Consider the following 24,449-nt stretch of genomic DNA (forward strand, 5'->3'; position numbering starts at 1 on the left):
TCCACTGATCCACCGGAGCCGAACGCGCCGTGGGGGCCGGTCCGTTCGGACGGACCGGCCCCCACGGGCGGAGCTTCGTCTCCCGTCGGGAGACCACTGCTTCAGGTGTGTCGGTTACTGCATGACCGCCATGGCCAGCGCACGCCGAGCACGCATCGAGGCGCGCTCCGCCCGGCGCTGCATCCGGCGAGCGGTCGCCAGGCGCAGCGCCCGGCGTTCCTGCTCGGCCTCATGCAGGCGGTCGTGCATATGCGCACGTGCCAGGGCTTCTGGGATGAGTTGCATTTCACGGGTCCTGTTCTGACGCGAGTCCTTCGCGCCACTGGTGGTGAAGTCTTCAGGCGCGGTGCCTGCGATGTCGTGGGTGGACGGCTTCATCGGGGCCTGCTTCTGGGGGTCGTACGTCAGGGGGCGGTCGATCGTTCCTGCGGTGTTCATGCCGAAACCGGGTTCTTGCGCGGGCGACCACGGGGCCGCTTCCGGGCGACGACGACACCCTGGACGAACAGCTCGCCACCCCAGACGCCCCAGGGCTCACGCCGCTCCTTGGCACCGGCGAGGCAGGCCTCGATCAGCGGGCAGGTGCGGCAGAGGGACTTGGCGTACTCCACGTCCGCCGGAGACTCGGCGAAGAAGACCTCCGGGTCGTAGGAACGGCAGGGGACGGGCACGCCGAGGTTCTCGATGGCGTCGTCGAGCGCGGTGAGCGCGGTGAGCGGGGTCAAGGTGGAGTCCTCCGTGGAACAGGGCTTGGGGATCGTGTCGGAAGGCGGTACGGACGGGGCGTGCGCTTCGAGTTGCACGGGGTGGTCTTCCTCGTCTGTTCGTTCCGGCCGGTTGACCGGGTGGCGGCTTGGTACCGGGTTCTTTTCTTGTCCCGAGGCTCCTTCGTGCTGTCGCCCCCGTTCGGGGACAAACAGAAGGGCCGCGGATCCCGGGTGGGGTTCCGCGGCCCTGAAGGCGCCGGCCTGATCGGCGATCAGGCTGGATCACTCCAGGGTTCTGGCCCACGGAAGGCCCACATCAGGTGGTGCTGCGTCGTCTGCTTCCGGAATCCGGCACCGGTCGCGGTAAAGGCATAGGCCTGCGCCTGTGCCGCTACTGCTGCTTCCAGTGCCTTGGTCGGTCGCTCATTGCGCTCCCGGACGGGAAGGCCCGCGGGAGCAGCAGCGGCGGCAGCCGGACGCACGGCACGAATGCCGGACAGACCGGTGCCCGAGTGAGAAGCGCCGAGCGTGCACAGGGAGACGGCCGAGCGATCGGTCATTTTGGCGGTGGAGCTGACGACGAAGCTGCTGTTGATGCTGATCACTGGACTCGCCTCCTCTCGGCGTCTCGGGGGACTGGGACGAACCAGTCCGCGGATATGCAAGTACAACACGGATTCAGGGCCTCCGGGAAGGCCGCTGTTCCCGTGACCAAGAACCTATGGGGATTCCCGGGGCATGCGCAAACTATTTTTTCGACGAGTTTGTATCAGTCGTCCTCGTCAAGCCCCACACCTTCCTGGCCTGCGCAGATGGCCAGGACGTCGGTCCCGTACCGATTGAGCTTGCGCATCCCGACTCCCGGGATCCTGGCCAGCTCCCGCTCGTCCTCCGGGACGGACTCGGCGATCGCCATCAGCGTCTTGTCGGTGAAGACGCAGAACGCGGGCTGTCCGCTGCGCCCCGCCTGCACCGCCCGCCACTCGCGCAACCGCTCGTAGACGCCCTCGTCCATGTCCGACGGGCACCCCTCGCAGCGCATCAGCTTCATCTCACCGGCGTCGGTGAGGGTGCGACCGCAGACCCGGCAGCGGGCCGGCGTCCGCTGGGTCCGCCTCGGCGCGGCGGCCGCGCCACCACTCCCGCCGCCTCGGAACCCGCGCTCCACGCCCCCGGCGCCCCCGGCGGCCGCCTGCCCGCCCGCCGTGCCCGAACCGGGCCGCAGCCCCTTCAGAAAGCGGCTGGGCCTGCGGTTCGGCCGGCCGCCGGGCGACCGGGCCAGTGCCCAGGACAGGTGCAGGCGTTCACGCGCGCGGGTGACACCGACGTAGAGAAGGCGGCGCTCCTCCTCGATCTGCTCGTCGGTCTTTGCGTAGGTGATCGGCATCATGCCCTCGGCGACGCCGACCAGGAACACGACGTCCCACTCCAGGCCCTTGGCCGAGTGCAGGGAGGCGAGGGTGACGCCCTGCACCGTCGGGGCGTGCTGGGCGCCCGCGCGCTCGTCGAGTTCCACGACGAGGTCGCTCAGCGTGGCTCCCGCTCTGGCGGCGGCGAAGTCCTGGGCCAGTCCCACCAGGGCGGCCAGCGACTCCCAACGCTCCCGGACGGCGCCCGACCCGGCCGGGGGCTCGGTCGTCCAGCCCTCCCCGGACAGCACCGCGCGCACCTGCGAGGGCAGGTCGACGGCGTCGTCGAGGAGGGAGTCGTTGCCGCCGAAGCGGGCGGCGGCCCGCAGGGCACTGCCGGCCTTGCGCACCTCGGGCCGGTCGAAGAAGCGCTCCGCGCCCCGCAACTGATACGGCACCCCGGCGTCGGCGAGCGCCTGCTCATAGGTCTCCGACTGCGAGTTGGTCCGGAACAGGACCGCGATCCCGGCGGCCGGGACGCCCGAGTCGATGAGCTCGCGGATGCGGCGGGCGGCGCCCTCGGCCTCGGCCGGCTCGTCGGGGTACTCGGCGTAGACGGGCTCGGAGCCCGCGGGCCGCTGGGAGACCAGCTCCAGGCGGTGATCGGCGGCCCGGCCCCGGGCCTGGGCGAGCAGGCCGTTGGCGAGGTGGACGACCTGAGGGGTGGAACGGTAGTCGCGGACCAGCTTGACGACGGTGGCGCCGGGGTGGCGGCCGCGGAAGTCGAGCAGGTGGTCGGGGGTTGCTCCCGTGAACGAATAGATCGTCTGGCTGGCGTCGCCGACCACGCACAGGTCGTCGCGGTCGCCGAGCCACAGCTCCAGCAGACGCTGCTGGAGAGGGCTGACGTCCTGGTACTCGTCGACCACGAAGTGCTGGTACTGGGCGCGGACCTGCTCGGCGACATCGTGACGGTCCTGGAGGACGGCCACCGTCAGCAGCAGCACGTCCTCGAAGTCGATGACGGAGCGCGCGCGCTTGAGGTCCTCGTAGGCGGCGTACAGCTGCGCGATCTCCGCCGGGTCGCGGGGCGCCTCACGGCCGGCCTTGGCCGCCGCCGGCGCGTAGTCGGCGGGCACCGTCTGGGTCACCTTGGACCACTCGATCTCCGCGGTGACGTCGCGCAGCTCGCCCCGGTCGAGGCGGATGCGGCAGGCGGCGGCCGCGTCGGCGACGAGCTGGATCTTGCGGTCGACGAGCCTGGGCAGGGAACCGCCGATCGCTTTCGGCCAGAAGTACTGGAGCTGCCGCAGCGCCGCCGAGTGAAAGGTGCGGGCCTGCACACCGGAGGCGCCGAGTTGGCGCAGCCGACCGCGCATCTCGCCGGCCGCACGGTTGGTGAAGGTGACGGCGAGCACGCTGGAGGGCTGGAGGATCCCGGCGCGCACGCCGTAGGCGATGCGGTGGGTGATCGCGCGGGTCTTGCCCGTGCCGGCTCCCGCCAGCACGCACACCGGACCGCGCAGGGCGGTCGCCACCTCGCGCTGCTCGGGGTCGAGCCCGTCGAGCACCGCGTCGGCCGAGTCCGGTACCTGCGGGAAGAGGGTGGAGTGCGTTGCTGCTGTCACACCGCCATGCTGCCAGGTCTCGCGGGACGGATGAGTCGGTTGTCCACAGGCACGCACCGACAGTCGTACCAATACGACAGACATCACACGGCGGGAGTGCGCGACGGGAATGGGCGTGCCGCCGCGGACGTTCACCTCCTGCGACCTCATCCCCGGGCCGCCGCTTTCCGAGTCGCCTAAGGAGCACGAGAGACATGTCGGGCACTGTGACGATGTACAGCACCACCTGGTGCGGCTACTGCCGTCGGCTGAAGAGCCAGATGGACCGCGAGGGCATCGCGTACACCGAGGTCAACATCGAGCAGGACCCGGAGTCCGCCGCGTTCGTGGAGAAGGCGAATGGCGGAAACCAGACGGTGCCCACCGTGCTCTTCTCCGACGGCTCCACTCTGACCAACCCGTCGCTGGCTCAGGTGAAGCAGAAGATCGGCGCGTAGCCGGTCGGCCGGACGGCACGACGAGAGGGGCGGCCCTCCCCCGACGGGGACGGCCGCCCCTCTCGTGGCGTCTGCGGTGTCCGGGCTCAGAAAGCGCCGCGCGTCGGCAGCGGCCTGCCGTACCAGAGCTCGATGAGGCGGGCCGCGATCGAGATGCCGTAGGGCGGCAGCACCTCGCCGGACTCGAAGGCGGCGCCCAGCTCCTCGCGGGAGAACCAGCGGGCCTCGTGGATCTCGTCGCCGTCGACGTTGATCTCGGTCGAGGTGGCGTGGGCCATGAAGCCGAGCATCAGGCTGGACGGGAAGGGCCACGGCTGGCTCGCGACGTACTCGACCGGGCCGACGGTGACGCCGACCTCCTCCTGGACCTCGCGGCGCACCGACTGCTCGATGGACTCGCCGGGCTCCACGAAACCGGCGAGGGTCGAGAAGCGGCCCTCGGGCCAGTGCACCTGGCGGCCGAGCAGGATGCGGTCCGCACCGTCCGTGACCGCCATGATCACCGCGGGGTCGGTGCGCGGGTAGTGCTCGGCGCCGCAGGCGGGGCAACGGCGGATGTGGCCGGCCGCGGCGATGACGGTGCGGGCTCCGCAGCGGGAGCAGAACCGGTGCAGGCGCTGCCAGTTCTCCAGGGCGACCGCGTGGGCCATCAGCCCGGCGTCGCGCGGGGACAGGAGTAGGCCGGCCTCGCGCAGGCCGGCGGGGCGCGCGGACTGGTCCATGCGCCCGGGCAGGGAGTCCTTCTGGAGGGCGAAGTAGCTGGTCCCGTCCTCGTCGGTGCCCAGGAAGTAGCGGTGCGCCTCGGTGAGCGGGGCCTCGAAGGAGGGGGTCATGACGAGTTCGGTGGCCCCGTCGGGCGTCTCGTCGATGAGGACCTGGCCGCCGGAGACCACGAAGCAGCGCGTCGAGGGGTGACTCCACGCCGCCGCGAGCCAGGCCTCGTCGAGGCGGTGGTGGGCGGCGCGGTCGATGCCGCTGGCGGCGGTGAGCGAGATGGGACGGTCGGCGGTGTGGTCGGTCCAGGTGGTCACGGGTGCTTCCAACTCCCCCGGTGAGCGGTTCGGTTCGGCAGGCGGTTTCGGCGGTTCGTACGGCGGGTGGTGACCGGGTCCGGGAGGGCTCGGCGGGTGCGGGGCGGCCTTTCCAGTGTGCCGCGCGCGATGCCGGTCGGGTCCGGACCGTGCTCGGCGCTCAGGGCGCGTGACGCCAGTGCTCCCCCAGGTCGCCCCAGAGGTGGGCGGAGGTTTCGACGCCCTTGAGGAGCAGGTCCAGTTCCACCTTCTCGTCGGGGGCGTGCCAGCCGTCGGACGGGACGGAGATGCCGAGGAAGAGCACCGGGGCGCCGAGGACCTCCTGGAGGTCGGCGGCCGGGCCGGAGCCGCCCTCGCGGGTGAAGCGGACCGGTTTGTCGAAGGCCCGTCCCATCGCGCGGACGACGGAGCGCAGCGCCGGGTGGTCCAGCGGCGTCAGGCACGGGCGGGTGGCGGAGCCGAAGACGACCTCGCAGCGGATGCCCGCGGGTACCTGTGCGTCGGCCCAGGCGCGGACGGCCTTCTCCACGTGGTCGGGGTCCTGGCCCGCGACGAGGCGGAAGGAGAGCTTCACCATCGCGGACGACGGGATGATCGTCTTGCTGCCGGGGCCCTGGTAGCCGCCGCCGATGCCGTTGACCTCGGCGGTGGGGCGGGCCCAGATGCGCTCCAGGGTGGTGTGTCCGGCTTCGCCGTGGGCGGCGTACGACTTGGCCGTGCGCAGCCATTGCCGCTCGTCGAAGGGCAGCTCGGCGAAGAGCTCGCGCTCCCGGTCGGTGAGGTCGGCCACTCCGGCGTAGAAGCCGGGTATCGCCACGCGCGCGTGCTCGTCGTGCAGGGCGGCCACGAGGCGCGCGACTGCGGTGGCCGGGTTGGGGACCGCGCCGCCGAAGGACCCCGAGTGGATGTCCTGGTCGGGGCCGTGCAGCCGGATCTCGCACTCGGCGAGGCCGCGCATGCCGGTGCAGACGGTGGGGGTGTCCTCGGACCACATGCCCGTGTCGGAGACGACGACCGCGTCGGCGGTGAGCCGCTCGGCGCGCTCCTCGACGAGGGTACGGAAGTGCGGGGAGCCGGATTCCTCCTCGCCCTCGATCAGCAGTTTGAGGTTCACCGCGGGAGCCGTACGGCCGGTGGCGGCGAGGTGGGCGCGGACGCCGAGTGTGTGGAAGAACACCTGCCCCTTGTCGTCGGCCGCCCCGCGCGCGTAGAGGCGGTTCTCGCGGACGACGGGGTCGAAGGGCTCGCTGTTCCAGCCGTCCTCGCGGGCGGCGGGCTGTACGTCGTGGTGGCCGTAGACGAGGACCGTCGGTGCCCGCGGGTCCCCGGAGGGCCACTCGGCGAACACCGCGGGGGCGCCCTGGGTCGGCCAGACCTCCGCGGTCGGGAAGCCGGTCTCCTTCAGCTTGGCGGCGAGCCAGTCGGCGCTGCGGCGCACATCGGTCGCGTGGTCGGGCTGGGCCGACACGGACGGGATGCGCAGCCATTCGACGAGGTCGTCCAGGAAGGCGGCGCGGTGCCGCTCGATGTACGTGCGGACAGCGCTGACAGCATTGTCAACGGGGTGGCTCATACTTACGAGCCTATCGGCCCGCGCGGACACCCCGGTCGTGCGGTTCGTCACCGACCGGCTCGGCCAGCAGCAGCTTCTCGAGCGCCGCGCGGTCCGGCAGCCCCTCGGGCCGTACGACCTCGCCGGTGCGTACGTACAGGAAGGCGGCCGTCACCGAGGCGGGCGGTACGTCCTGCTGCTCGGCCCAGGCGATGCGGTAGAGCGCGAGCTGGAGCGGGTCGGCGGTGGCGGCGCGGTTGGTCTTCCAGTCGACGATCTCGTACGTCGCGGTGTCGCCGTCGCCCTCCTTGTAGACGGCGTCGATGCGGCCGCGTACGACCCGCCCGGCGAGCGAGAGCTGGAACGGCGCCTCGACGCGGAACGGTGTGCGGCGGGCGTACTCGGTGCGCTCGAAGGCGTCCTTCAGGAACTCCAGGTCGTGGTCGTCGGCGATCTCGGCGTCGCCGCCGGGCAGCTCCTCCGGTTCGAGCAGGGGCAGGGTCAGCGGTTCGAACCGGGCCTCCACCCAGGCGTGGAAACGGGTGCCGCGGCGGGCGGCGGGCTGGGGCGGGCGGGGCATGGGCCGGGCCAGCTCCTGGGCGAACCCGTCCGGGTCGGCGGCCAGGCTCAGCAGCTGGGAGGCGGTCAGCGACGCCGGAAGGGGAACTTCGGTGACGCTCTCACGGGCGCGCAGAAGCTCTCCGGTGAGCGCGTCGAGGTCGCGGTCCCAGGAGGCGACGGTGCGGGCCTCCTCGGGTGTGAGGCGAGCGGGAGCGGTGAGGGGTGCGGTGCCTGGAGGCTGTTCGGGGGGCGCTGCCTGGTGCGGGACGGTGGGGCTGCCCTGCGGGGTGGCAGGGCTCTGCGGCGCGGTGGGGGACTCCTGTGCGGCGGCGGGGCGGTCCGTGGTCCAGCTGTCCCAGTCGGCGGGGTCCCCGGTCCAGTCGGGCTCCGCTTCCTCCGGGAGTTCCTCGTCGTCCTCCGGGGGCGGCGGCCAGTCCGGGTCCTCGTAGGTGACGGCGCCGGGGGGAAGCCCGCCTTCCCGGGCGGCGAGTCCGTCCAGGTGGGCGAGGACCGTCTCGGCGGCGGCCCGGCGCCGCGCGAGTGCCGCGTCGTCCAGGGGCAGGGGCCAGACCTCGTCGGCGGTCGCCCGGTGCAGGGCGGGGTTCTCCTCGTCCTCCGCCGGTTCGTCCGCCCAGGCCTCGATCTCGCCGTGTCCGGCCGCGCAGTGCTCGTACAGGGCCGTCAGGAAGTCGGACGGACCGCGGGGCTTCTTCTGGCTGGGCCCCCACCAGTGGCCGGAGCCCAGGAGCAGGGAGCGGGGGCGGGTGAAGGTGACGTAGCCGAGGCGCAGCTCCTCGGTGTGCTGGTGGTCCTTCATGGCCTCGTGGAAGGCCTTCAGGCCGCGGGAGTCCCAGGAGGCGACGTCGGGCAGCGTCTCGGCGTCGCCGCGCAGGCCGTGCGGCAGCACCTTGCCCTGGGCGGTCCACTTCTCCCGGCCCTGACCGCTGGGGAAGGTGCCGGTGACCAGGCCGGGCACGGCGACGACGTCCCACTCGAGGCCCTTGGACTTGTGCGCGGTGAGTACCTTGACGGTGTTCTCCCCGCCGGGCAGCGCGTTGTCCAGGCCCTTCTCGTACTGGGCGGCGGTGCGCAGGAAGCCCAGGAAGGCGAGCAGGGTGGCCTCGCCGTCGCCCGCGGCGAAGGACGCGGCGACGTCGAGGAAGTTCGACAGGGTCTCGCGGCGGCGGGCCGCCAGGGCGTGCGGGGACGCCGACAGCTCGACCTCCAGGCCGGTGACGGCGAGGACGCGGTGCAAGACGTCCATGAGCGGGTCGGACAGGGCCCGGCGCAGCTCGCGCAGTTCGGTGGCGAGCCGGGCGAACCGCACGCGCGCGTCCGCCGAGAAGGGCAGCCCGTCATCGTCCCCGGTGCCGTCCAGCGGCGTCTCCAGGAAGGTGTCGAGGGCGTCCGCGAGCGATATCACCTCGGACGGGTCGACCCCCTCGACGGCCTCGGCGAGCCGCCGGTCGGGGTCGTCGTCGCCCTCCACGCGCGCGTGGCTCACCAACAGCCGGGCCCTGCGGCCCAGGAGGGCGAGGTCGCGCGGGCCGATGCGCCAGCGCGGGCCGGAGAGCAGCCGGACCAGGGAGGCGTTGGCACCCGGGTCCTGGAGGACTTCGCAGACGGCGACCAGGTCTGCCACCTCGGGCAGGTGCAGCAGCCCGGACAGGCCGACGACCTCCACGGGGACGTCACGGGCCACCAGCGCGCCCTGGATCTCCGCGAAGTCGGTCGCCGTACGGCACAGGACGGCGATCTCACCGGGCGCCTTGCCGGTGCGCACGAGGTGGGCGACGGAGTCGGCGATCCAGTCGATCTCCTCGGCGTGGGTGCGCAGCAGGGCGCAGCGGACCATGCCGTCGCGTTCGGCGCCCGGGGCGGGGCGCAGGGCCTCCACGCCCGCGTGCATGGCGCGCAGGGGCTCGGCGAGGCCGTTGGCGAGGTCGAGGAGGCGGCCGCCGCTGCGGCGGTTCTCGCTGAGCGCCTGGCGGGCCGCGGGCCGTCCGTCCGCGTGGGCGAAGTGTTCGGGGAAGTCGTCGAGGTTGGCGACGGAGGCGCCGCGCCAGCCGTAGATCGCCTGGCAGGGGTCGCCCACGGCGGTCACGGGGTGGCCGGTGCCGCCGCCGAACAGGCCCGCCAGGAGGATGCGCTGGGCCACGGAGGTGTCCTGGTACTCGTCCAGCAGCACGACCCGGTAGTCGTCGCGCAGGACGCGGCCCACCTCGGGGAGTCCGGCGAGTTGCGCGGACAGGGCGATCTGGTCGCCGAAGTCGAGCAGGTCCTGCCGGCGTTTGGCGGCCCGGTAGCGGATCACCAGGTCGGCCAGTTCGCGGCGGGCGGCGGCGGCCTCGGGGACCTTGCGCAGCTCGGCGTTGCTGAGCCGGACGCCCTCCAGGGTGTCCAGGAGGCCGGCGTCCCAGGCGCGCAGGTCTTCGGGGCGCACGAGGTGCTCGGCCAGTTCGCCGTCGAGGGCGAGGAGGTCGCTGACCAGGTCGGCGAAGGACCGGGTGAGCGCCGGGTACGGCCCGGGGGCCTCGCGCAGGACCCTCGCGGCGAGCTGGTAGCGGGTGGCGTCGGCGAGCAGGCGGGAGGTCGGCTCCAGTCCCAGGCGCAGACCGTGGTCGGTCAGGAGGCGGCCCGCGAAGGCGTGGTACGTCGAGATCGCGGGCTCGCCCGGCGGGTGGTCCGGGTCGATCACGTCCGGGTCGGTCACGCCCGCTCTGATCAGGGCCGTACGGACGCGTTCGGCGAGTTCGCCGGCCGCCTTGTTGGTGAAGGTGAGCCCGAGGACCTGCTCCGGGGCGACCTGGCCGGTGCCGACCAGCCACACCACGCGTGCCGCCATCACCGTCGTCTTGCCGGATCCTGCTCCGGCCACGATCACCTGCGGCGCGGGCGGCGCGACGATGCAGGCCGTCTGCTCGGGGGTGAAGGGGATGCCGAGGAGCTCCTTGAGCTGCTCGGGATCGGTGATGTGGGCGGGCACGTCACAGAGGCTAGCGGCGGCCACTGACAGCGGGTGCCGGATGTCCTCTCGGGCCGAGCGGAAGCGCAGGTCAGCCCCTGTGGTGCGACGTGTCACACCGACCGCTCGGCGCGGCGGCTCCGGGTCGGCCGGGGCGGCTCCGGTCCGGGCCCACGCCCGGCCTCCCGGCCCCGGCCTCCCGGCGCCCGTCGCTCACTCCACGACGTGCCGCCCCTCGGGGCGAGCGCTGCACGACGCGCGGAACGCACAGTGGGTGCAGTGCTGGCCCGCGCTCGGGGTGAACCGTTCGTCGAGGACCTTTCCGGCGGCCGTGGCCAGCAGGTCGCCGACCCACTCGCCCTCCGGCCCCTCCTGCGACTCCTGTGCCTGCACCTTGGGCAGGGTCTCGCCGCCGTCCCGCTTGGGCGCGCCCTGGCGCAGGTGGACGAGCTCGGCGCCGCCCGGCTGCGGGCGCACGCCGTCGAAGACCTCGTCGACGGCGCCCTCGCGGACGGCGAGCTGGTACACGGCGAGCTGGGGGTGGCGGGCCACCTCCGCGGAGGTGGGCGCCTGTTTGCCGGTCTTGAAGTCCACGACGTAGGCGCGGCCGTCGCCGTCGGCCTCCACGCGGTCCATCTGGCCGCGGATGCGCACCTCGTAGTCGCCCGCGTCCAGGGTCACGTCGAAGTCGTGCTCGCTCGCCACCGGGGTGCGCCCGGCACGGTCCATGACGTGCCACTTCAGGAAGCGTTCCAGCGCCACGCGCGCGTTGGCCTTCTCCTGGGCCGACTTCCACGGCGCGTCGAAGGCGAGCGCGTTCCACACGGAGTCCAGACGCTCCATGAGGACGGCGAGGTCGGCGGGGGTGTGTCCGGAGGCCACCTCGTCGGCAAGCACGTGCACCACGTTGCCGAAGCCCTGGGCGGTCGTCGCGGGCGCGTCGGCCTTCACCTCACGGCCCAGGAACCACTGCAGGGCGCAGGTGTTGGCCAGCTGGTCCAGGGCGCTGCCGGAGAGCGTGACGGGCTGGTCGCGGTCGCGCAGCGGCACCTTGCTCTCGGTCGGGTCCCACATGCCCCACCAGCGGTAGGGGTGGGCGGACGGCACCAGGGGACGGCCGTCCTCGTCGGTCAGGGCGGCGAGGCGGGCCAGGCGTCGCGCGGCGGCCTCTCTCAGCGGCTCGGAGACGCGCGGGTCGACGGTGGTGGCGCGCAGTTCCGCGACGAGCGCCGCGACGGCGAGGGGGCGGCGCGGGCGGCCCGTGACATCGGCGGGTTCCACGCCGAGTTCGGTCAGGAAGCGGGACGGCTGGTCCCCGTCGTCGGCCGGTGCCTTCACCGCGGTCACGACGAGCCGTTCACGCGCGCGCGTGGCGGCCACGTAGAACAGGCGGCGCTCCTCGGCGAGCAGGGCTCCGGGGGTGAGGGGTTCGGCGAGCCCGTCGCGGCCGATCCGGTCGGCCTCCAGAAGGGAACCGCGGCGGCGCAGATCCGGCCACAGGCCTTCCTGGACGCCGGCCACGACGACGAGCCGCCACTCCAGTCCCTTGGAACGGTGCGCGGTCATCAGGCGGACGGCGTCGGGGCGTACCGCGCGCCGCGCGAGCGTGTCGGCGGCGATGTCCTCGGCGTCGATCTCCTCGAGGAAGTTCAGGGCGCCCCGGCCGCCGGTGCGCTCCTCCGCGCGGGCGGCGGTCGCGAACAGGGCGCACACCGCGTCCAGGTCGCGGTCGGCGTTGCGCCCGGCGGCGCCGCCGCGGCGGGCGGAGCGTTCCAGGCGGGTGGGCCAAGGGGTGCCGTTCCACAGGTCCCACAGCGCCTCCTCGGCGCTGCCGCCCCCCGCCAGTCGCTCGCGTGCCTTGCGGAGCAGCGCGCCGAGCCGCTGGGCGCCGCGCGCGTAGGCGGGGTCGTGCACGGCGAGCCGCTCCGGCTCGGCCAGCGCCCGCGCGAGCAGTTCGTCCGACGGGGGCGGCAGCGGGTTGCCCGCGACGCGCTGCTCGTCGCGCAGGGCGCGGCCGAGGCGGCGCAGATCGGCGGCGTCCATCCCGGCGAGGGGCGAGGTGAGCAGAGTGAGAGCGGTCTCGGTGGACAGCCAGCACGGCTCGTCCGCGCGGTGCACGCGTTCACCGCGCGGGGGCTTCGTCCCGGTGTCTCCGCCCTCGTCAACGTCGGCGTCGGCGTCGGCGTCCGCGTCCGCGTCGGGATCGTCACCGGCGTCGGTGTCGGTGTCGGCGCGCGGATCAGCGTCGGCCTCGGGCCCGACGGCCCCGGGCCGCTCCCCCGCCCAGGTCCCCGTGTCCGCATCCGCCTCCGCCTCCGCCACGGCTCGCAGCGCCATCAGCAGGGGCGCCACCGCGGGCTCGTGGCGCAGGGGGAGGTCGTCGCCGTCGATGTCCAGCGGGACACCGGCCGCCGTGAGGGCACGGCGGAGCGTGGGGATGGTGCGCGAGCCGGCGCGTACCAGGACGGCCATGTCGCGCCACGGGACGCCGTCCTCCAGGTACGCCCGGCGCAGGATGTCGGCGATGTTGTCCAGTTCGGTGCCGGAGGTCGGATACGTGTATGCCTCGACCCGCCCGCCGTCCCGCACCGGAGTCAGCTCACGGTGGGCGCGCACCTTGTCGGCGGGGAGGCGGGTCAGTGGCATGCGCTGGGTCAGCAGCCTGGTGGCGGCCAGCAGGCCGGACCCGGACCGGCGGGCGGTCCGCAGTACCCCGACCGGCGCCGGACGGCCGTCCGCGCGCGGGAAGGCGGTCGGGAAGTCCAGGATGCCGTTCACGTCCGCGCCCCGGAAGGCGTAGATCGACTGGTCGGGATCGCCGAAGGCGACGAGGGTGCGGCCACCGTCCGCCAGCGCGTGCAGCAGCCGTACCTGGGCCGGGTCGGTGTCCTGGTACTCGTCGACGTACACCGCGTCGTACTGGGCGGTAAGGTGCGCGGCGACCTCGGGGCGGCGGGCGAGGAGCACCGCGCGGTGGACCAGTTCGGCGTAGTCGAGCACGCCCTGGAGGTCGAGCACGTCGAGGTACTCGGCGAGGAAGACGGCGGCGGCACGCCAGTCGGGGCGGCCGATGCGGCGGGCGAAGGCCGCGAGCGCGTCCGGGCCGAGTCCCAGCTCGCGGCTGCGGGCGAGCACCGCCCGGACTTCGTCGGCGAAGCCGCGGGTGGTCAGGCAGGCCCGCAGCTCGTCGGGCCAGCGCACATGGGCGAGCCCGAGCCGCTCCAGGTCCACCTGACCGGCGAGCAACTCGCGCACCGTCACGTCCTGCTCCGGGCCGGACAGCAGCCGCAGCGGCTCCACGAACAGGTCGCTGTCCTGGTGGGCACGGACCAGGGCGTAGCCGAAGGAGTGAAAGGTCGTCGCCCGGGGCGCCCGCGCGGCGCCGATACGCAGCGCCATCCGGTCGCGCAGTTCGACGGCCGCCTTGCGGCTGAAGGTGAGCACCAGGATGCGCTCGGGGTCGCCGCCCCTGGCGATCCGGTCCGCCACCGACTCGACCAGGGTGGTGGTCTTCCCGGTGCCCGGCCCCGCCAGGACGAGCAGCGGTCCGGACCGGTGGTCAACCACGGCGCGCTGTGCGGCGTCCAGACGAGGGGGGTCCATGCGGGCCGGCGGGGTACGCACCAGTCGGTAAGCGCCACGGCTCCCCCGTCGCACCTGGGGGTGCGGCGGGTGTCCGGTGGAGGAAGAGGAGCTCACGTGGTTCGCCGGTCCTGGTGGGTGTGCTGGTGGGCCGTCCGCGCCGTGGGCGGGGCGGTGGCCACGGGATGAGGGGCACGCGTGCGGCCGACGCTACGCCGGGGGACGAGGCGGAAGCGGCGCTTCCTCTTCTTCCCTCGGGTCACTCGCGGCACGAGCGCCCCCTGCCCCACGAACGTACGTCATGCCACGGACATGCCCGAAGTGCGTGGTTTACCTCATACGGATCACACGCCGCACATCGGCCGGTCACATGGCGGAAGCTGTCAGGTGTGACCCTGTGCACGTCCGCCGTGCCCCTGTGGGCGTCCGTCGCCGTCCCACCGCGCCCGCTTGAGGTCGAGGCGCGGCAGGTGCCCCTCTGCGGCCCTGCTCGCCTCCTTCAGGGGCGTGCCCTCCTCCCGGTAGCGGTCGAGCGCCTCCAGCTCGTGCCCGGCGAGCAGAACCCCGTCCGCGCGGACCACACGCCACCAGGGGACGCCTCCCCCGTAGAGGGACATCACCCGGCCGACCTGGCGGGGGCCGCCCTCCTCCAGGTACTCGGCCACGTCTCCGTAGGTCATGACGCGGCCCGGCGGGATCAGTTCGGTCATGTCGAGGACCCGCTCGGCGTACTCGGGCAGCGCGTCCGCGTTCTCCGGACGGACGCCGTCCGGAAGGCTCTGCTCGCTCATCCGCCCCATCCTGCCGCACCGGGCCGACAACGCGACGCGCTCCCGAGGGCCCGCGTCCCTCGCCCACGGGCGGCGCTTCGGGCAGACTGTGCGGCCCGCACGGGCACCCTGATGCCTGCCGAGGCCGACGCGGCATGCCACCATCGTGCGGGCGGTGACCAGTGATACGAGAGCAAGAAGAGGCGATGAAGCAGCAGGGTGTGCACCCCGAGGGCGCCGAGGGCACCTCTGACGCTTCGTCGCGCCCGGACACCGCGGACGCGGGCGACGGCGAGGCCGGTGAGCGGGTGGCCGAAGGCCCGTCGGCGACGGCCGCCGACCCCGACGACGTGGCGCACATCGACGAGGTCGAGGGCGACGAACCCCTGCTCCCCGCGCGCGTGCACCGGCCCTCCGACCTGGTGCGCCTCCTGGTGGGCGTGCTCGCCGTCGCCGTACTCCTCGCCATCGCGGCCTTCGCGCACGGCACCACGTCCGGTCTCGAACAGGACATCAACAAGGGCACCGGACAGGCCCCCGACCTGCTCATCAAGATCGCCGGGCTGGCCTCCAGCATCGCGATCCTCCTGGTGCCCGTCGCGTTCGCGATCGAGCGGCTGATCAAACGGGACGGTCTGCGGATCGCCGACGGCGTGCTGGCGGCGGTCCTCGCGCACGGAGTGACCCTCGCCACCGACCTGTGGGTCGCCAAGGCCGCTCCCGGCTCCATCCAGGAGGCGCTCACCCAGCCGTCCCCGGGTGACATCCACGCGCTGACCGATCCCGTGCACGGTTACCTCGCCCCGGTCATCGCGTACATGACGGCCGTCGGCATGTCCCGCAGGCCCCGCTGGCGCGCGGTGCTGTGGATCGTGCTGCTCCTCGACGCCTTCTCGATGCTCGTCACGGGCTACACGACGCCGTTCTCGATCATCCTGACCGTCCTCATCGGCTGGACCGTCGCCTACGGCACCCTCTACGCCGTCGGCTCCCCCAACGTGCGCCCGACCGGCCGGACGCTGATGGCGGGCCTGCGGCACGTCGGCTTCCGGCCGGTGACCGCCGCCCGGCAGGAAGCGGCGTCCGACAACGTCGAGACCGGTGACCGCGGACGCCGCTATTTCGTCACACTGGAGGACGGCCGGCCGCTCGACGTGACGGTGGTGGACCGCGAGCAGCAGGCGCAGGGCTTCTTCTACCGTGCGTGGCGCAATCTGACGCTGCGCGGCTTCGCCACCCGCAGCAGCCTCCCTTCGCTGCGCCAGGCGCTGGAGCAGGAGGCGCTGCTCGCCTACGCGGCCATCGCGGCCGGGGCCAACGCACCCAAGCTGATCGCGACCTCGGAGCTGGGTCCGGACGCCGTGATGCTCGTCTACGAGCACACCGGTGGGCGCTCCCTGGACTCGCTGGCGGACGACGAGATCACCGACGACCTGCTGCGCGGGACCTGGGAGCAGGTACGGGCCCTGCAGTCCCGGCGCATCGCGCACCGCAGGCTGGTGGGCGACGCGATCCTGGTGGATCGTTCCGGCACGGTGATCCTCACCGACCTGCGCATCGGCGAGATCGCCGCCGGCGACCTGCTGCTGCGCATGGACATCTCCCAGCTCCTGGTGACACTCGGCCTGCGGGTCGGTGCCGAACGGGCGGTCGCGTCGGCGGTGGCGGTCCTCGGCCCCGACACGGTGGCGGACTGCCTGCCCATGCTCCAGCCCATCGCGCTCAGCCGTTCCACCCGCGCGACCCTGCGCAGGCTGGCGCGTGAACGGGCCCAGCGCGAGCGCGAGGCGGTGCTGGAGTCGTCCCGGCAGGCCAAACTGGCCCGCGCGGAGGCGGCCGGTCACGACGCCACGAGCCACCCGGCGGAGCAGACCGACAAGGCCACCCAGACCGACAAAGCGGACAAGAAGGCCGTACGTGCCGAGCAGCGGGCCGAGAAGCGGGCCGTGGACGAGGCCATCGAGGAGGCCCGCGAAGAGGATCTGCTCACCCAGATCCGCCACGCGGTGCTGCGCATCAGGCCGCAGGCCCCCGTCGAGCCGGCCCGGCTGGAGCGGGTGCGGCCGCGCACACTGATCAGCTTCATCGCCGGCGCGATCGGCGCCTACTTCCTGCTCACCCAGCTCACCCACATCGAGTTCGGCCCGCTGATCTCGAACGCCCAGTGGGGCTGGGTGGCCGCGGCCGTGCTGTTCTCGGCGGCGAGCTATGTCGCGGCGGCGATGTCCCTGCTGGGTTTCGTGCCCGAGCGGGTGCCGTTCCTGCGGACCGTGGCCGCGCAGGTCGCCGGGTCGTTCGTGAAGATCGTCGCCCCCGCCGCGGTCGGCGGCGTCGCCCTGAACACCCGCTTCCTGCAACGCGCGGGCGTGCGTCCCGGACTCGCGGTGGCGAGTGTCGGCGCGTCCCAGTTGTTCGGGCTCGGCTGCCACATCCTGATGCTGCTGTCCTTCGGCTATCTGACCGGCACCGAGAAGACACCGTCGCTGTCGCCGTCCCGGACCGTCATCGCGGGTCTGCTGACGGTGGCGGTGCTGGTGCTCGTGGTGACCTCGGTGCCGTTCCTGCGCAAATTCGTCGTCACGCGCGTGCGGTCGCTCTTCGCCGGGGTCGTGCCGCGCATGCTGGACGTGCTGCAGCGTCCGCAGAAGCTGATCACCGGCATCGGCGGCATGCTGCTGCTCACCGCCTGTTTCGTGATGTGCCTGGACGCCTCGATCCGCGCCTTCGGCGACGAGTCGTCGTCCATCAGCCTGGCCAGCGTCGCGGTCGTCTTCCTCGCGGGCAACGCGCTCGGGTCCGCCGCGCCGACGCCCGGCGGTGTGGGCGCGGTGGAGGCGACGCTGACGGTGGGTCTGATCGCCGTCGGCCTCCCCAAGGAGGTCGCCGCGCCCGCGGTGCTGCTCTACCGGCTGCTCACCCTGTGGCTGCCGGTACTGCCGGGCTGGCTGGTCTTCAACCACCTCACGCGCAAAGAGGCGCTGTAACCGGATACGAGAAGGGCGCTCCGTACCTCGTACGGCCCTGGCCCCGCGCGGGTGCTCGCGCGCGACCGCACGATGGACGCATGCCGAATCCCTCCCGGCTGCGCGCCGCCGCCCTGACCGCCACCGCCGCCGCGCTGTCCGTCCTGCTGGCGGGCTGCGGCGGCGGGTCGCAGGAGGAGGACGAGGACCTGTCGGGCCAGCAGCTGCACTGGAAGGACTGCCCGGCACCGTCCGAGGCCGAGGGCGGCGGCGCCGCCCCCTCCCCGCTGCCGGACGGCGACGAGTGGCAGTGCGCCACCATGAAGGCGCCGCTCGACTGGGACGACCCCGAGGGTGACACGATCGGCCTCGCGCTCATCCGGGCCGAGGCGAGCGGCGCGGCGGACCGGCGGATCGGATCGCTCGTCTTCAACTTCGGCGGCCCGGGCGGATCGGGCGTCACCACCCTGCCCGCCTTCGGCCAGGACTACGCGAAGCTGCGCACCCGCTACGACCTGGTCAGCTTCGATCCGCGCGGCGTCGGCCGCAGCGACCCCGTCGAGTGCCTGGACGACAAACAGCTCGACACCTATTTCCAGCAGGACGCCACGCCCGACGACCGGGCCGAGCGCACCGAGTTCGTGGACAGCACGGAGGAGTTCAACGCGGCCTGCGAGAAGCACTCGAAGAAGATCCTGCCGCACGTCCGCACGACCGACGCCGCCCGCGACATGGACCTGATGCGCCAGGTACTCGGCGACGAGAAGCTGCACTACTTCGGCATCTCCTACGGCACCGAACTCGGCGGCGTCTACGCCCACCTCTTCCCCGAGCACGTGGGCCGCGCCGTCTTCGACGCGGTCGTCGACCCGACGCAGACCGCGGAACAGGGCTCGCTGGGCCAGGCCAAGGGTTTCCAGCTGGCGCTCGACAACTTCGCCGAGGACTGTGTGTCGAAGGTCGAGGACTGCCCCATCGGGGACACGGCCGAGGACGCCGAGGCACGCATCGCCCGCCTGTTGAAGGACCTCGACCGCAAGCCGATCCCGGGGGTCTTCCCCCGCGAACTCACCGAGACCGCCGCGACCGGCGGCATCGCGCAGGCGCTGTACTCGAAGGACTTCTGGGAGTACCTCACCGAGGGCCTGGAGCAGGCGTACGACGGGGACGGGCGGGTCCTCATGGTGCTGTCGGACGCGTTGAACGGGCGCAACGAGAACGGCGAGTACAGCAACATCACCGCCGCCAACGTCGCCATCAACTGTGCCGACGACAAACCGCGGTACGACCCGGCGTACGTGGAGGACAAGCTCCCCGAGTTCCGGGAGGCCTCCCCGCTGTTCGGCGACTACCTCGCCTGGTCCATGCTCAGCTGCACGGACTGGCCGGTCGCCGGAGCCGCCGACCACCCGGACGTCCGCGCGCCTGGCGCGGCGCCGATCCTGGTGATCGGCAACACCGGCGACCCCGCGACGCCCTACGAGGGCGCCGGAAGGATGGTGGACGCGCTCGGCAAGGGCGTCGGCGTCGAACTGACCTACAAGGGCCAGGGGCACGGTGCCTACGACAGCAAGAACAGGTGCGTGCAGGACGCGGTGCACGGCTACCTGCTCGACGGAAAGGTACCGGCGGCCGGGACCGTGTGCTCCTGACCGCGCACTCCTGACTGCGGACGCCGCCGCAGGTCGACGGAAATAGCAGGTCAGGGCGTTATCCACAGGCGTCGGCGGGTGCTGCCCGCGCCACCTACCATGGCAGCAACGCCATCCGCCGCACGGCGCGGACGGCTTGCCAGGGGGGGAGAGGACATGGCGCGTCTCGTCCGGTGGACGGCTCTGACGGCCGCCGCCGCACTGCTGACGGCGGGCTGCAGCGGCGGCTCGTCCGACGAGGACAGGGACGACGGGGGCAGGAGCAGCGCGGGACCTTCGGCGGCGGCTCCGTCCGGAGTGCCGGAGGCACTGGCGTCCCAGACGCTGGACTGGGCCCGTTGCGAGGGCACCGACGACGCCCCGGCACCGGACGGCGACTGGCGGTGCGCCACGCTGAAGGCACCGCTGGACTGGTCCGAGCCGGACGGCGAGACGATCGATCTCGCGCTGATCCGGTCCCGGGCGAGCGGGGACGACCGCATCGGCTCCCTGCTGTTCAACTTCGGCGGCCCGGGCGCTTCCGGCGTCGCCACGATGCCGTCCTACGCCGACACCGTCTCCTCCCTGCACGAGCGGTACGACCTGGTGAGCTGGGACCCGCGCGGGGTGGCCGCCAGCGAGGGCGTCCGCTGCCGCACCGACGAGGCGATGGAGGCCGCGGAGTCGGTGGACTCCACGCCGGACACCCCGGCCGAGGAGCAGGCCTACCTGAAGGACGCCGCCGACTTCGGCAAGGGCTGCGAGAAGGCCGCCGGCAAGCTCATGGAGCACGTCTCGACCACGGACACCGCCCGGGACATGGACCTGATGCGGCACGTCCTGGGCGACGAGAGGATGCACTACTTCGGCATCTCCTACGGCACCGAGCTCGGCGGCGTCTACGCCCATCTGTTCCCCGAACACGTGGGCCGCGTGATCCTCGACGCGGTGGTGGACCCGGCCGCCGACACGATGGGCCACGCCGAGAACCAGGCCAGGGGTTTCCAGCGCGCGCTGGACGACTACCTGGAGTCGACCGGGCAGGAACCCGAACAGGGCTCGCGGAAGATCGCCGACCTGCTGGAGCGGCTGGACGCCGAGCCGCTGCCCACGTCCTCGCCGGGGCGCGAGCTGACGCAGACCCTCGCGCTCACCGGCATCGTGCTGCCGCTGTACAGCGAGAGCGGCTGGCCGGCCCTGACCAGTGCGCTGGAGGCGGCCGAGGAGGGCGACGGCTCGGAGTTGCTGGCCCTCGCCGACGGCTACAACGAGCGTGATCCCTCGGGGCGCTACGGCACGACGACCCACTCCCAAAGGGTCATATCGTGCCTGGACGACAAGCAGCGGCCGACCGCGGAGGAGACGAAGAAGCTGCTGCCCAGGTTCGAGAAGGTCTCTCCCGTCTTCGGCGCCTTCCTCGGCTGGGACACGGCCGGGTGGTGCCACGACTGGCCGGTGGCCGGTCAGCACGAGACCGCGGAGGTGAGCGCGCCCGGCGCGGCCCCGATCCTGGTGGTCGGCAACACGGGCGACCCGGCCACGCCCTACGAGGGCGCCCGCAGGATGGCGGACGAGCTGGGCAAGGACGTCGGCGTGGTGCTGACCTGGAAGGGCGAGGGGCACGGTGCCTACGGGAGCGGGAGCGACTGTGTCGACTCCGCGGTGGACGCCTACCTGTTGAAGGGGACGGTGCCGAAGGACGGCAAGGTCTGCTCATGACGGCGGCGGGGGCTTCGGGCACCTGCGGTGCGCGAAACCCCCGCCGCCGGGAAAGCGGGTTCGGGAGCCGGTCAGTAGACGGGCGAGTCAGGGCGGGCGGGCCATGGCCTGCACGTTCGGACTCGTCTCACTCCTCCTGGGCCGTCGTGGGGCCGTCGTCCGTTTCGGGGCCGTCCGCGAAGGCCCGGTTCACTGCCTCCCGGGTCCGCTTCTCACTGCTGGGCATCAGGTGGGTGTACGTGCGCAGCGTGAAGCCCGGGTCATGGTGACCGAGGTACTCGGACAGGGCCTTGACGCTCTCCCATGCGTCCAGCAGAACGGACGCGTAGAAGTGCCGCAACGCGTGCATCCCGCTCGCACGCCCGAAAGGCACGTCTGCCCCTGCGAGGGCCGGGCGCCAGGTCCAACGGTTGAAGTCGTTTCGGTTGACCGGACGGGCCTGATCCCGGTGGAAGAGCAGCGACGCCGTAACCGGCTCTCCGTCGACCGTCCGCCAAGGGAGCGTGACAGCCGCGGCGGATGCTGGCTGATGTGCTCCTCGATGGACCGCGCGACGCTCTCGGGGAGCGGGACCGTGCGCGTCTTCCCTCCCTTGGGCGGCGCGAACACCGGGCGGTTACGGGGCTGGACCAGGTTCCCATGGAGCATCAACAAAATGTGCTCATACGGCGTGCAGACGCGATCTTCCTTACCTGCCCTTGAACCTTCGTCCACGAACGATTGAGCAACAGCCATCTAGGCTCGGGCCATGACGCCTATAGACGGAGAGCTCGCGCACGACTTGGCCCCCACCGGAGTGCTGCGCGCCTCCATCAACCTCGGCAACCCAGTCCTTGCTCAAGGCACACCCGACGAGCCGTCCGGGGTCACTGTCGAGCTTGCCCGCGAGGTTGCTACACGTCTGGCTCTGCCGGTGCAGTTCATTTGCTTCGATGCGGCCCGCAAGTCCTACGCCGCGATGGCCGAGGGCCACGCCGACCTGTGTTTCCTGGCAGTGGATCCGGATCGCGAGAAGGAAGTCGCGTTCAGCACGCCGTACGTGCACATCGAAGGGGTGTACGCGGCACCAGTGAACTCGGCTTTTGCCTCTGCCGACGACGTGGACCGGGACGGGGTGCGCATTGGCGTCAAGAAGGGGTCCGCGTACGACCTCCACCTGAGCCGCACCCTGCGTCACGCCAGCGTGGTGCGCGGCGACGAGGGGACCGATGTCTTTCACGCCCAGGGCCTGGACGTGGCGGCCGGCATCCGCCAACCACTGACCGCGCACATTTCCCAGCGGGCCGAACTGCGCCTGCTAGAGCCAGCGTTTATGACGATCCGACAGGCCATGGGTACCACGAAGGAGCGGCGTCCGAAAACCACACAGTTCCTCAGTGAACTCGTGACCGAGCTGGTGGCGTCCGGGTTCGTCGCGGAGGCGCTGCGCCACTCGGGCCAGGACCCGGCACTGACTGCCCCCACCGTAGTTTGACGCGGGGCTGGGCGTCGACAGCGCCTCCGTGACGACCGAACAGGGATGGATGGCCCCCGAGGGGGCCTACTCTCGCCGGGGAGCGCGGGAGGTAGGCGCCTGTGCCCCCTACGTGCCCGATGGAGCGGAACGGAGCGGGGAAACAACGGGGAGTCTCGGCGAGCGCCTCGAGAACGCGCGGGTCAGCGCCTTTCATGCTCAAAGCGGGTGCGCATACGCGGTCTTCCACACCGGTGCTCCAAATTTGAGTGCCGAGCAAAGCCGCTCCATCGGCCAGGGGAGACAGATACGTAGTCAACACGCCATGAGCGTGACGTTCTGTTCACAGGGAGAACGTATTCGTTCCCAGCAGGACTGCCATGGCGATGGCAACGCACGTGCCGACTATGACTCTCCGTGTCTTGAAGGGACGGCGCCGTAACCAGCTCTCTGCAGACTGCCCCGCCGATGATCCCAGCGGTATGACGATCACACCCGCCATGATCTGGCTGACGCTTGAATCAGCGATCCCTCGACTCAGAAGGAAAATACCGACCAGCTGGATGGCCACCCCAGCGACAGTGAGGAAGAGGATGATTCCCGCTCGCCACTCCGCCGCCTCTTCCTCAGGAGTAAGGATCTTGACTCGGATGTATCGAGGCATAGCTCTCCCAAGCTTCACGGGTCGCAACTGATCATTCAGCGAGCCTAGCGAATCAACTGAACACCGTTGCCATACAGGAAGAGGTCATATCCCCCAGCTTGCGGCGGCACAGCTAAGAGCTCGGGCCGTCCCTGGGCCGTCCGAGGCCACCTAACGCCGACCACCAACGACAGAGGCCCACAGCATCTGAACTGGTCAGAGCCGTGGGCTTCGCCTGTCCCGCTGGTCAGCGGAGCCGGTGATCAGTAGACGGGCTTCTCCGGCTCGATCTGGTTGACCCAGCCGATCACGCCGCCGCCGACGTGGACGGCGTCCGAGAAGCCGGCGGACTTGAGGACCGCGAGGACTTCCGCACTGCGGACACCCGTCTTGCAGTTCAAGACGATCTTCTTGTCCTGCGGGAGGTTCTCGAGGGCCGAACCCATGAGGAACTCGTTCTTCGGGATCAGTCGGGCGCCCGGGATGGAGACGATCTCGAACTCGTTCGGCTCGCGGACGTCGATGAGCTCGATGTTCTCGCCGTCGTCGATCCACTCCTTGAGCTGCTTGGGAGTGATCGTGGAGTCGGCGGCGGCCGCCTGGGCCTCCTCGGACACGACGCCGCAGAAGGCCTCGTAGTCGATGAGCTCGGTGACGGTCGGGTTCTCGCCGCAGACCGCGCAGTTGGGGTCCTTGCGGACCTTGACCTGGCGGTAGGTCATCTCCAGGGCGTCGTAGATCATCAGGCGGCCGACCAGCGGCTCGCCGATGCCCTGGAGGAGCTTGATGGCCTCGTTGGTCTGGATGGAGCCGATGGACGCGCACAGCACGCCCAGGACGCCGCCCTCGGCGCAGGAGGGGACCATGCCGGGGGGCGGGGGCTCCGGGTAGAGGCAGCGGTAGCAGGGGCCGTGCTCGGACCAGAAGACGGAGGCCTGGCCGTCGAAGCGGTAGATCGAACCCCAGACGTAGGGCTTGTTCAGCAGCACGCAGGCGTCGTTGACCAGGTAGCGGGTCGCGAAGTTGTCCGTGCCGTCGACGATCAGGTCGTACTGGCTGAAGATGTCCATCACGTTGTCGGCCTCGAGCCGCTCCTGGTGAAGGATCACCTCCACCAGCGGGTTGATGCCCTGGATGGTGTCACGGGCGGACTCGGCCTTGGGCCGGCCGATGTCGGCCTGGCTGTGGATGACCTGCCGCTGCAGGTTCGACTCGTCGACCTCGTCGAACTCGATGATGCCGAGCGTGCCTACGCCGGCTGCCGCCAGGTACATCAGGGCCGGCGAACCGAGGCCGCCCGCGCCCACGGCGAGCACCTTGGCGTTCTTCAGCCGCTTCTGCCCGTCCATCCCCACATCGGGGATGATCAGGTGGCGGGAGTACCTGCGGACCTCGTCTACGGTGAGCTCGGCGGCCGGCTCGACCAGGGGTGGCAGCGACACGGGGACTCCGTTGGTC

General features: G+C 71.9%; 16 protein-coding genes. 5 read left to right on the top strand and 11 right to left on the bottom strand.

The features are described 5' to 3' along the window. Positions 1 to 114: 114 nt before the first annotated feature. From ACH4D3_RS21365 to ACH4D3_RS21380, 4 genes are all read right to left on the bottom strand, one after another. Positions 115 to 438: a hypothetical protein gene (locus ACH4D3_RS21365; protein ID WP_109033322.1), complete on the bottom strand. Its 324-nt coding sequence runs from the start codon at positions 436 to 438 to the stop codon at positions 115 to 117. Next, entirely contained in the window at positions 435 to 803 is a 369-nt protein-coding gene (locus ACH4D3_RS21370; protein ID WP_003973786.1) for a WhiB family transcriptional regulator, read from the bottom strand. Before ACH4D3_RS21370 ends, ACH4D3_RS21365 begins: the two co-directional genes overlap by 4 nt. Before the next feature lie 176 nt (positions 804 to 979). Further along, positions 980 to 1,312, bottom strand: a complete 333-nt coding sequence (locus ACH4D3_RS21375) for a hypothetical protein (RefSeq protein ID WP_164278389.1) — start codon at positions 1,310 to 1,312, stop codon at positions 980 to 982. A 164-nt stretch (positions 1,313 to 1,476) separates the two neighbouring features. Continuing rightward, positions 1,477 to 3,684 carry an ATP-dependent DNA helicase UvrD2 gene (locus tag ACH4D3_RS21380; RefSeq protein ID WP_398324141.1) on the bottom strand — a complete coding sequence of 736 codons (2,208 nt, stop codon included), beginning with the start codon at positions 3,682 to 3,684 and terminating at the stop codon, positions 1,477 to 1,479. Between the two features lie 194 nt (positions 3,685 to 3,878). Here ACH4D3_RS21380 and ACH4D3_RS21385 point away from each other — a divergent pair, with 194 nt between their 5' ends. Next, on the top strand, positions 3,879 to 4,121 hold the full coding sequence (locus ACH4D3_RS21385; RefSeq protein WP_398324143.1) for a mycoredoxin: 243 nt from the start codon (positions 3,879 to 3,881) through the stop codon (positions 4,119 to 4,121). A gap of 86 nt (positions 4,122 to 4,207) precedes the next feature. Here ACH4D3_RS21385 and nudC read toward each other — a convergent pair whose 3' ends face one another. The 5 genes from nudC to ACH4D3_RS21410 all read right to left on the bottom strand — a co-directional run bounded on the left by nudC (position 4,208) and on the right by ACH4D3_RS21410 (position 14,603). After that, positions 4,208 to 5,152, bottom strand: a complete 945-nt coding sequence (gene nudC / locus ACH4D3_RS21390; protein ID WP_398324144.1) for an NAD(+) diphosphatase — start codon at positions 5,150 to 5,152, stop codon at positions 4,208 to 4,210. Between the two features lie 160 nt (positions 5,153 to 5,312). Beyond that, positions 5,313 to 6,725 carry a dipeptidase gene (locus tag ACH4D3_RS21395; RefSeq protein ID WP_398324146.1) on the bottom strand — a complete coding sequence of 471 codons (1,413 nt, stop codon included), beginning with the start codon at positions 6,723 to 6,725 and terminating at the stop codon, positions 5,313 to 5,315. Between the two features lie 10 nt (positions 6,726 to 6,735). Beyond that, the gene (locus ACH4D3_RS21400) at positions 6,736 to 10,251 is read right to left on the bottom strand and encodes a UvrD-helicase domain-containing protein (protein WP_398324148.1); all 3,516 of its coding nucleotides are present in this window, start codon (positions 10,249 to 10,251) and stop codon (positions 6,736 to 6,738) included. A 192-nt stretch (positions 10,252 to 10,443) separates the two neighbouring features. Then, positions 10,444 to 13,929 (bottom strand): ATP-dependent helicase, encoded by a 3,486-nt coding sequence (locus ACH4D3_RS21405; RefSeq protein WP_398324150.1) that lies wholly within the window; start codon positions 13,927 to 13,929, stop codon positions 10,444 to 10,446. Between the two features lie 266 nt (positions 13,930 to 14,195). Further along, positions 14,196 to 14,603, bottom strand: a complete 408-nt coding sequence (locus ACH4D3_RS21410) for an MGMT family protein (protein WP_398324152.1) — start codon at positions 14,601 to 14,603, stop codon at positions 14,196 to 14,198. 185 nt (positions 14,604 to 14,788) lie between these two features. On the opposite strand from ACH4D3_RS21410, the gene ACH4D3_RS21415 reads away from it, so the two are divergent. The 3 genes from ACH4D3_RS21415 to ACH4D3_RS21425 all read left to right on the top strand — a co-directional run bounded on the left by ACH4D3_RS21415 (position 14,789) and on the right by ACH4D3_RS21425 (position 20,895). Next, positions 14,789 to 17,566 (top strand): lysylphosphatidylglycerol synthase domain-containing protein, encoded by a 2,778-nt coding sequence (locus ACH4D3_RS21415; protein ID WP_398324154.1) that lies wholly within the window; start codon positions 14,789 to 14,791, stop codon positions 17,564 to 17,566. Between the two features lie 80 nt (positions 17,567 to 17,646). Beyond that, positions 17,647 to 19,197 carry an alpha/beta hydrolase gene (locus ACH4D3_RS21420; RefSeq protein ID WP_398324155.1) on the top strand — a complete coding sequence of 517 codons (1,551 nt, stop codon included), beginning with the start codon at positions 17,647 to 17,649 and terminating at the stop codon, positions 19,195 to 19,197. A gap of 156 nt (positions 19,198 to 19,353) precedes the next feature. After that, positions 19,354 to 20,895, top strand: a complete 1,542-nt coding sequence (locus tag ACH4D3_RS21425; protein WP_398324157.1) for an alpha/beta hydrolase — start codon at positions 19,354 to 19,356, stop codon at positions 20,893 to 20,895. A 127-nt stretch (positions 20,896 to 21,022) separates the two neighbouring features. Here ACH4D3_RS21425 and ACH4D3_RS21430 read toward each other — a convergent pair whose 3' ends face one another. Next, entirely contained in the window at positions 21,023 to 21,355 is a 333-nt protein-coding gene (locus ACH4D3_RS21430) for a tyrosine-type recombinase/integrase (protein ID WP_398324369.1), read from the bottom strand. A gap of 288 nt (positions 21,356 to 21,643) precedes the next feature. Between ACH4D3_RS21430 and ACH4D3_RS21435 the strand changes: the two genes are divergently transcribed. Beyond that, positions 21,644 to 22,369, top strand: coding sequence for a transporter substrate-binding domain-containing protein (locus ACH4D3_RS21435; protein WP_398324159.1), 726 nt, complete (start codon positions 21,644 to 21,646; stop codon positions 22,367 to 22,369). A gap of 885 nt (positions 22,370 to 23,254) precedes the next feature. Here ACH4D3_RS21435 and moeZ read toward each other — a convergent pair. Next, positions 23,255 to 24,433, bottom strand: a complete 1,179-nt coding sequence (gene moeZ, locus ACH4D3_RS21440) for an adenylyltransferase/sulfurtransferase MoeZ (RefSeq protein WP_398324161.1) — start codon at positions 24,431 to 24,433, stop codon at positions 23,255 to 23,257. Positions 24,434 to 24,449: the final 16 nt, after the last annotated feature.

The organism is Streptomyces sp. NPDC018026, assembly GCF_044327745.1.
In the GTDB taxonomy this organism is placed as follows: Bacteria; Actinomycetota; Actinomycetes; order Streptomycetales; family Streptomycetaceae; genus Streptomyces; species Streptomyces rubrogriseus.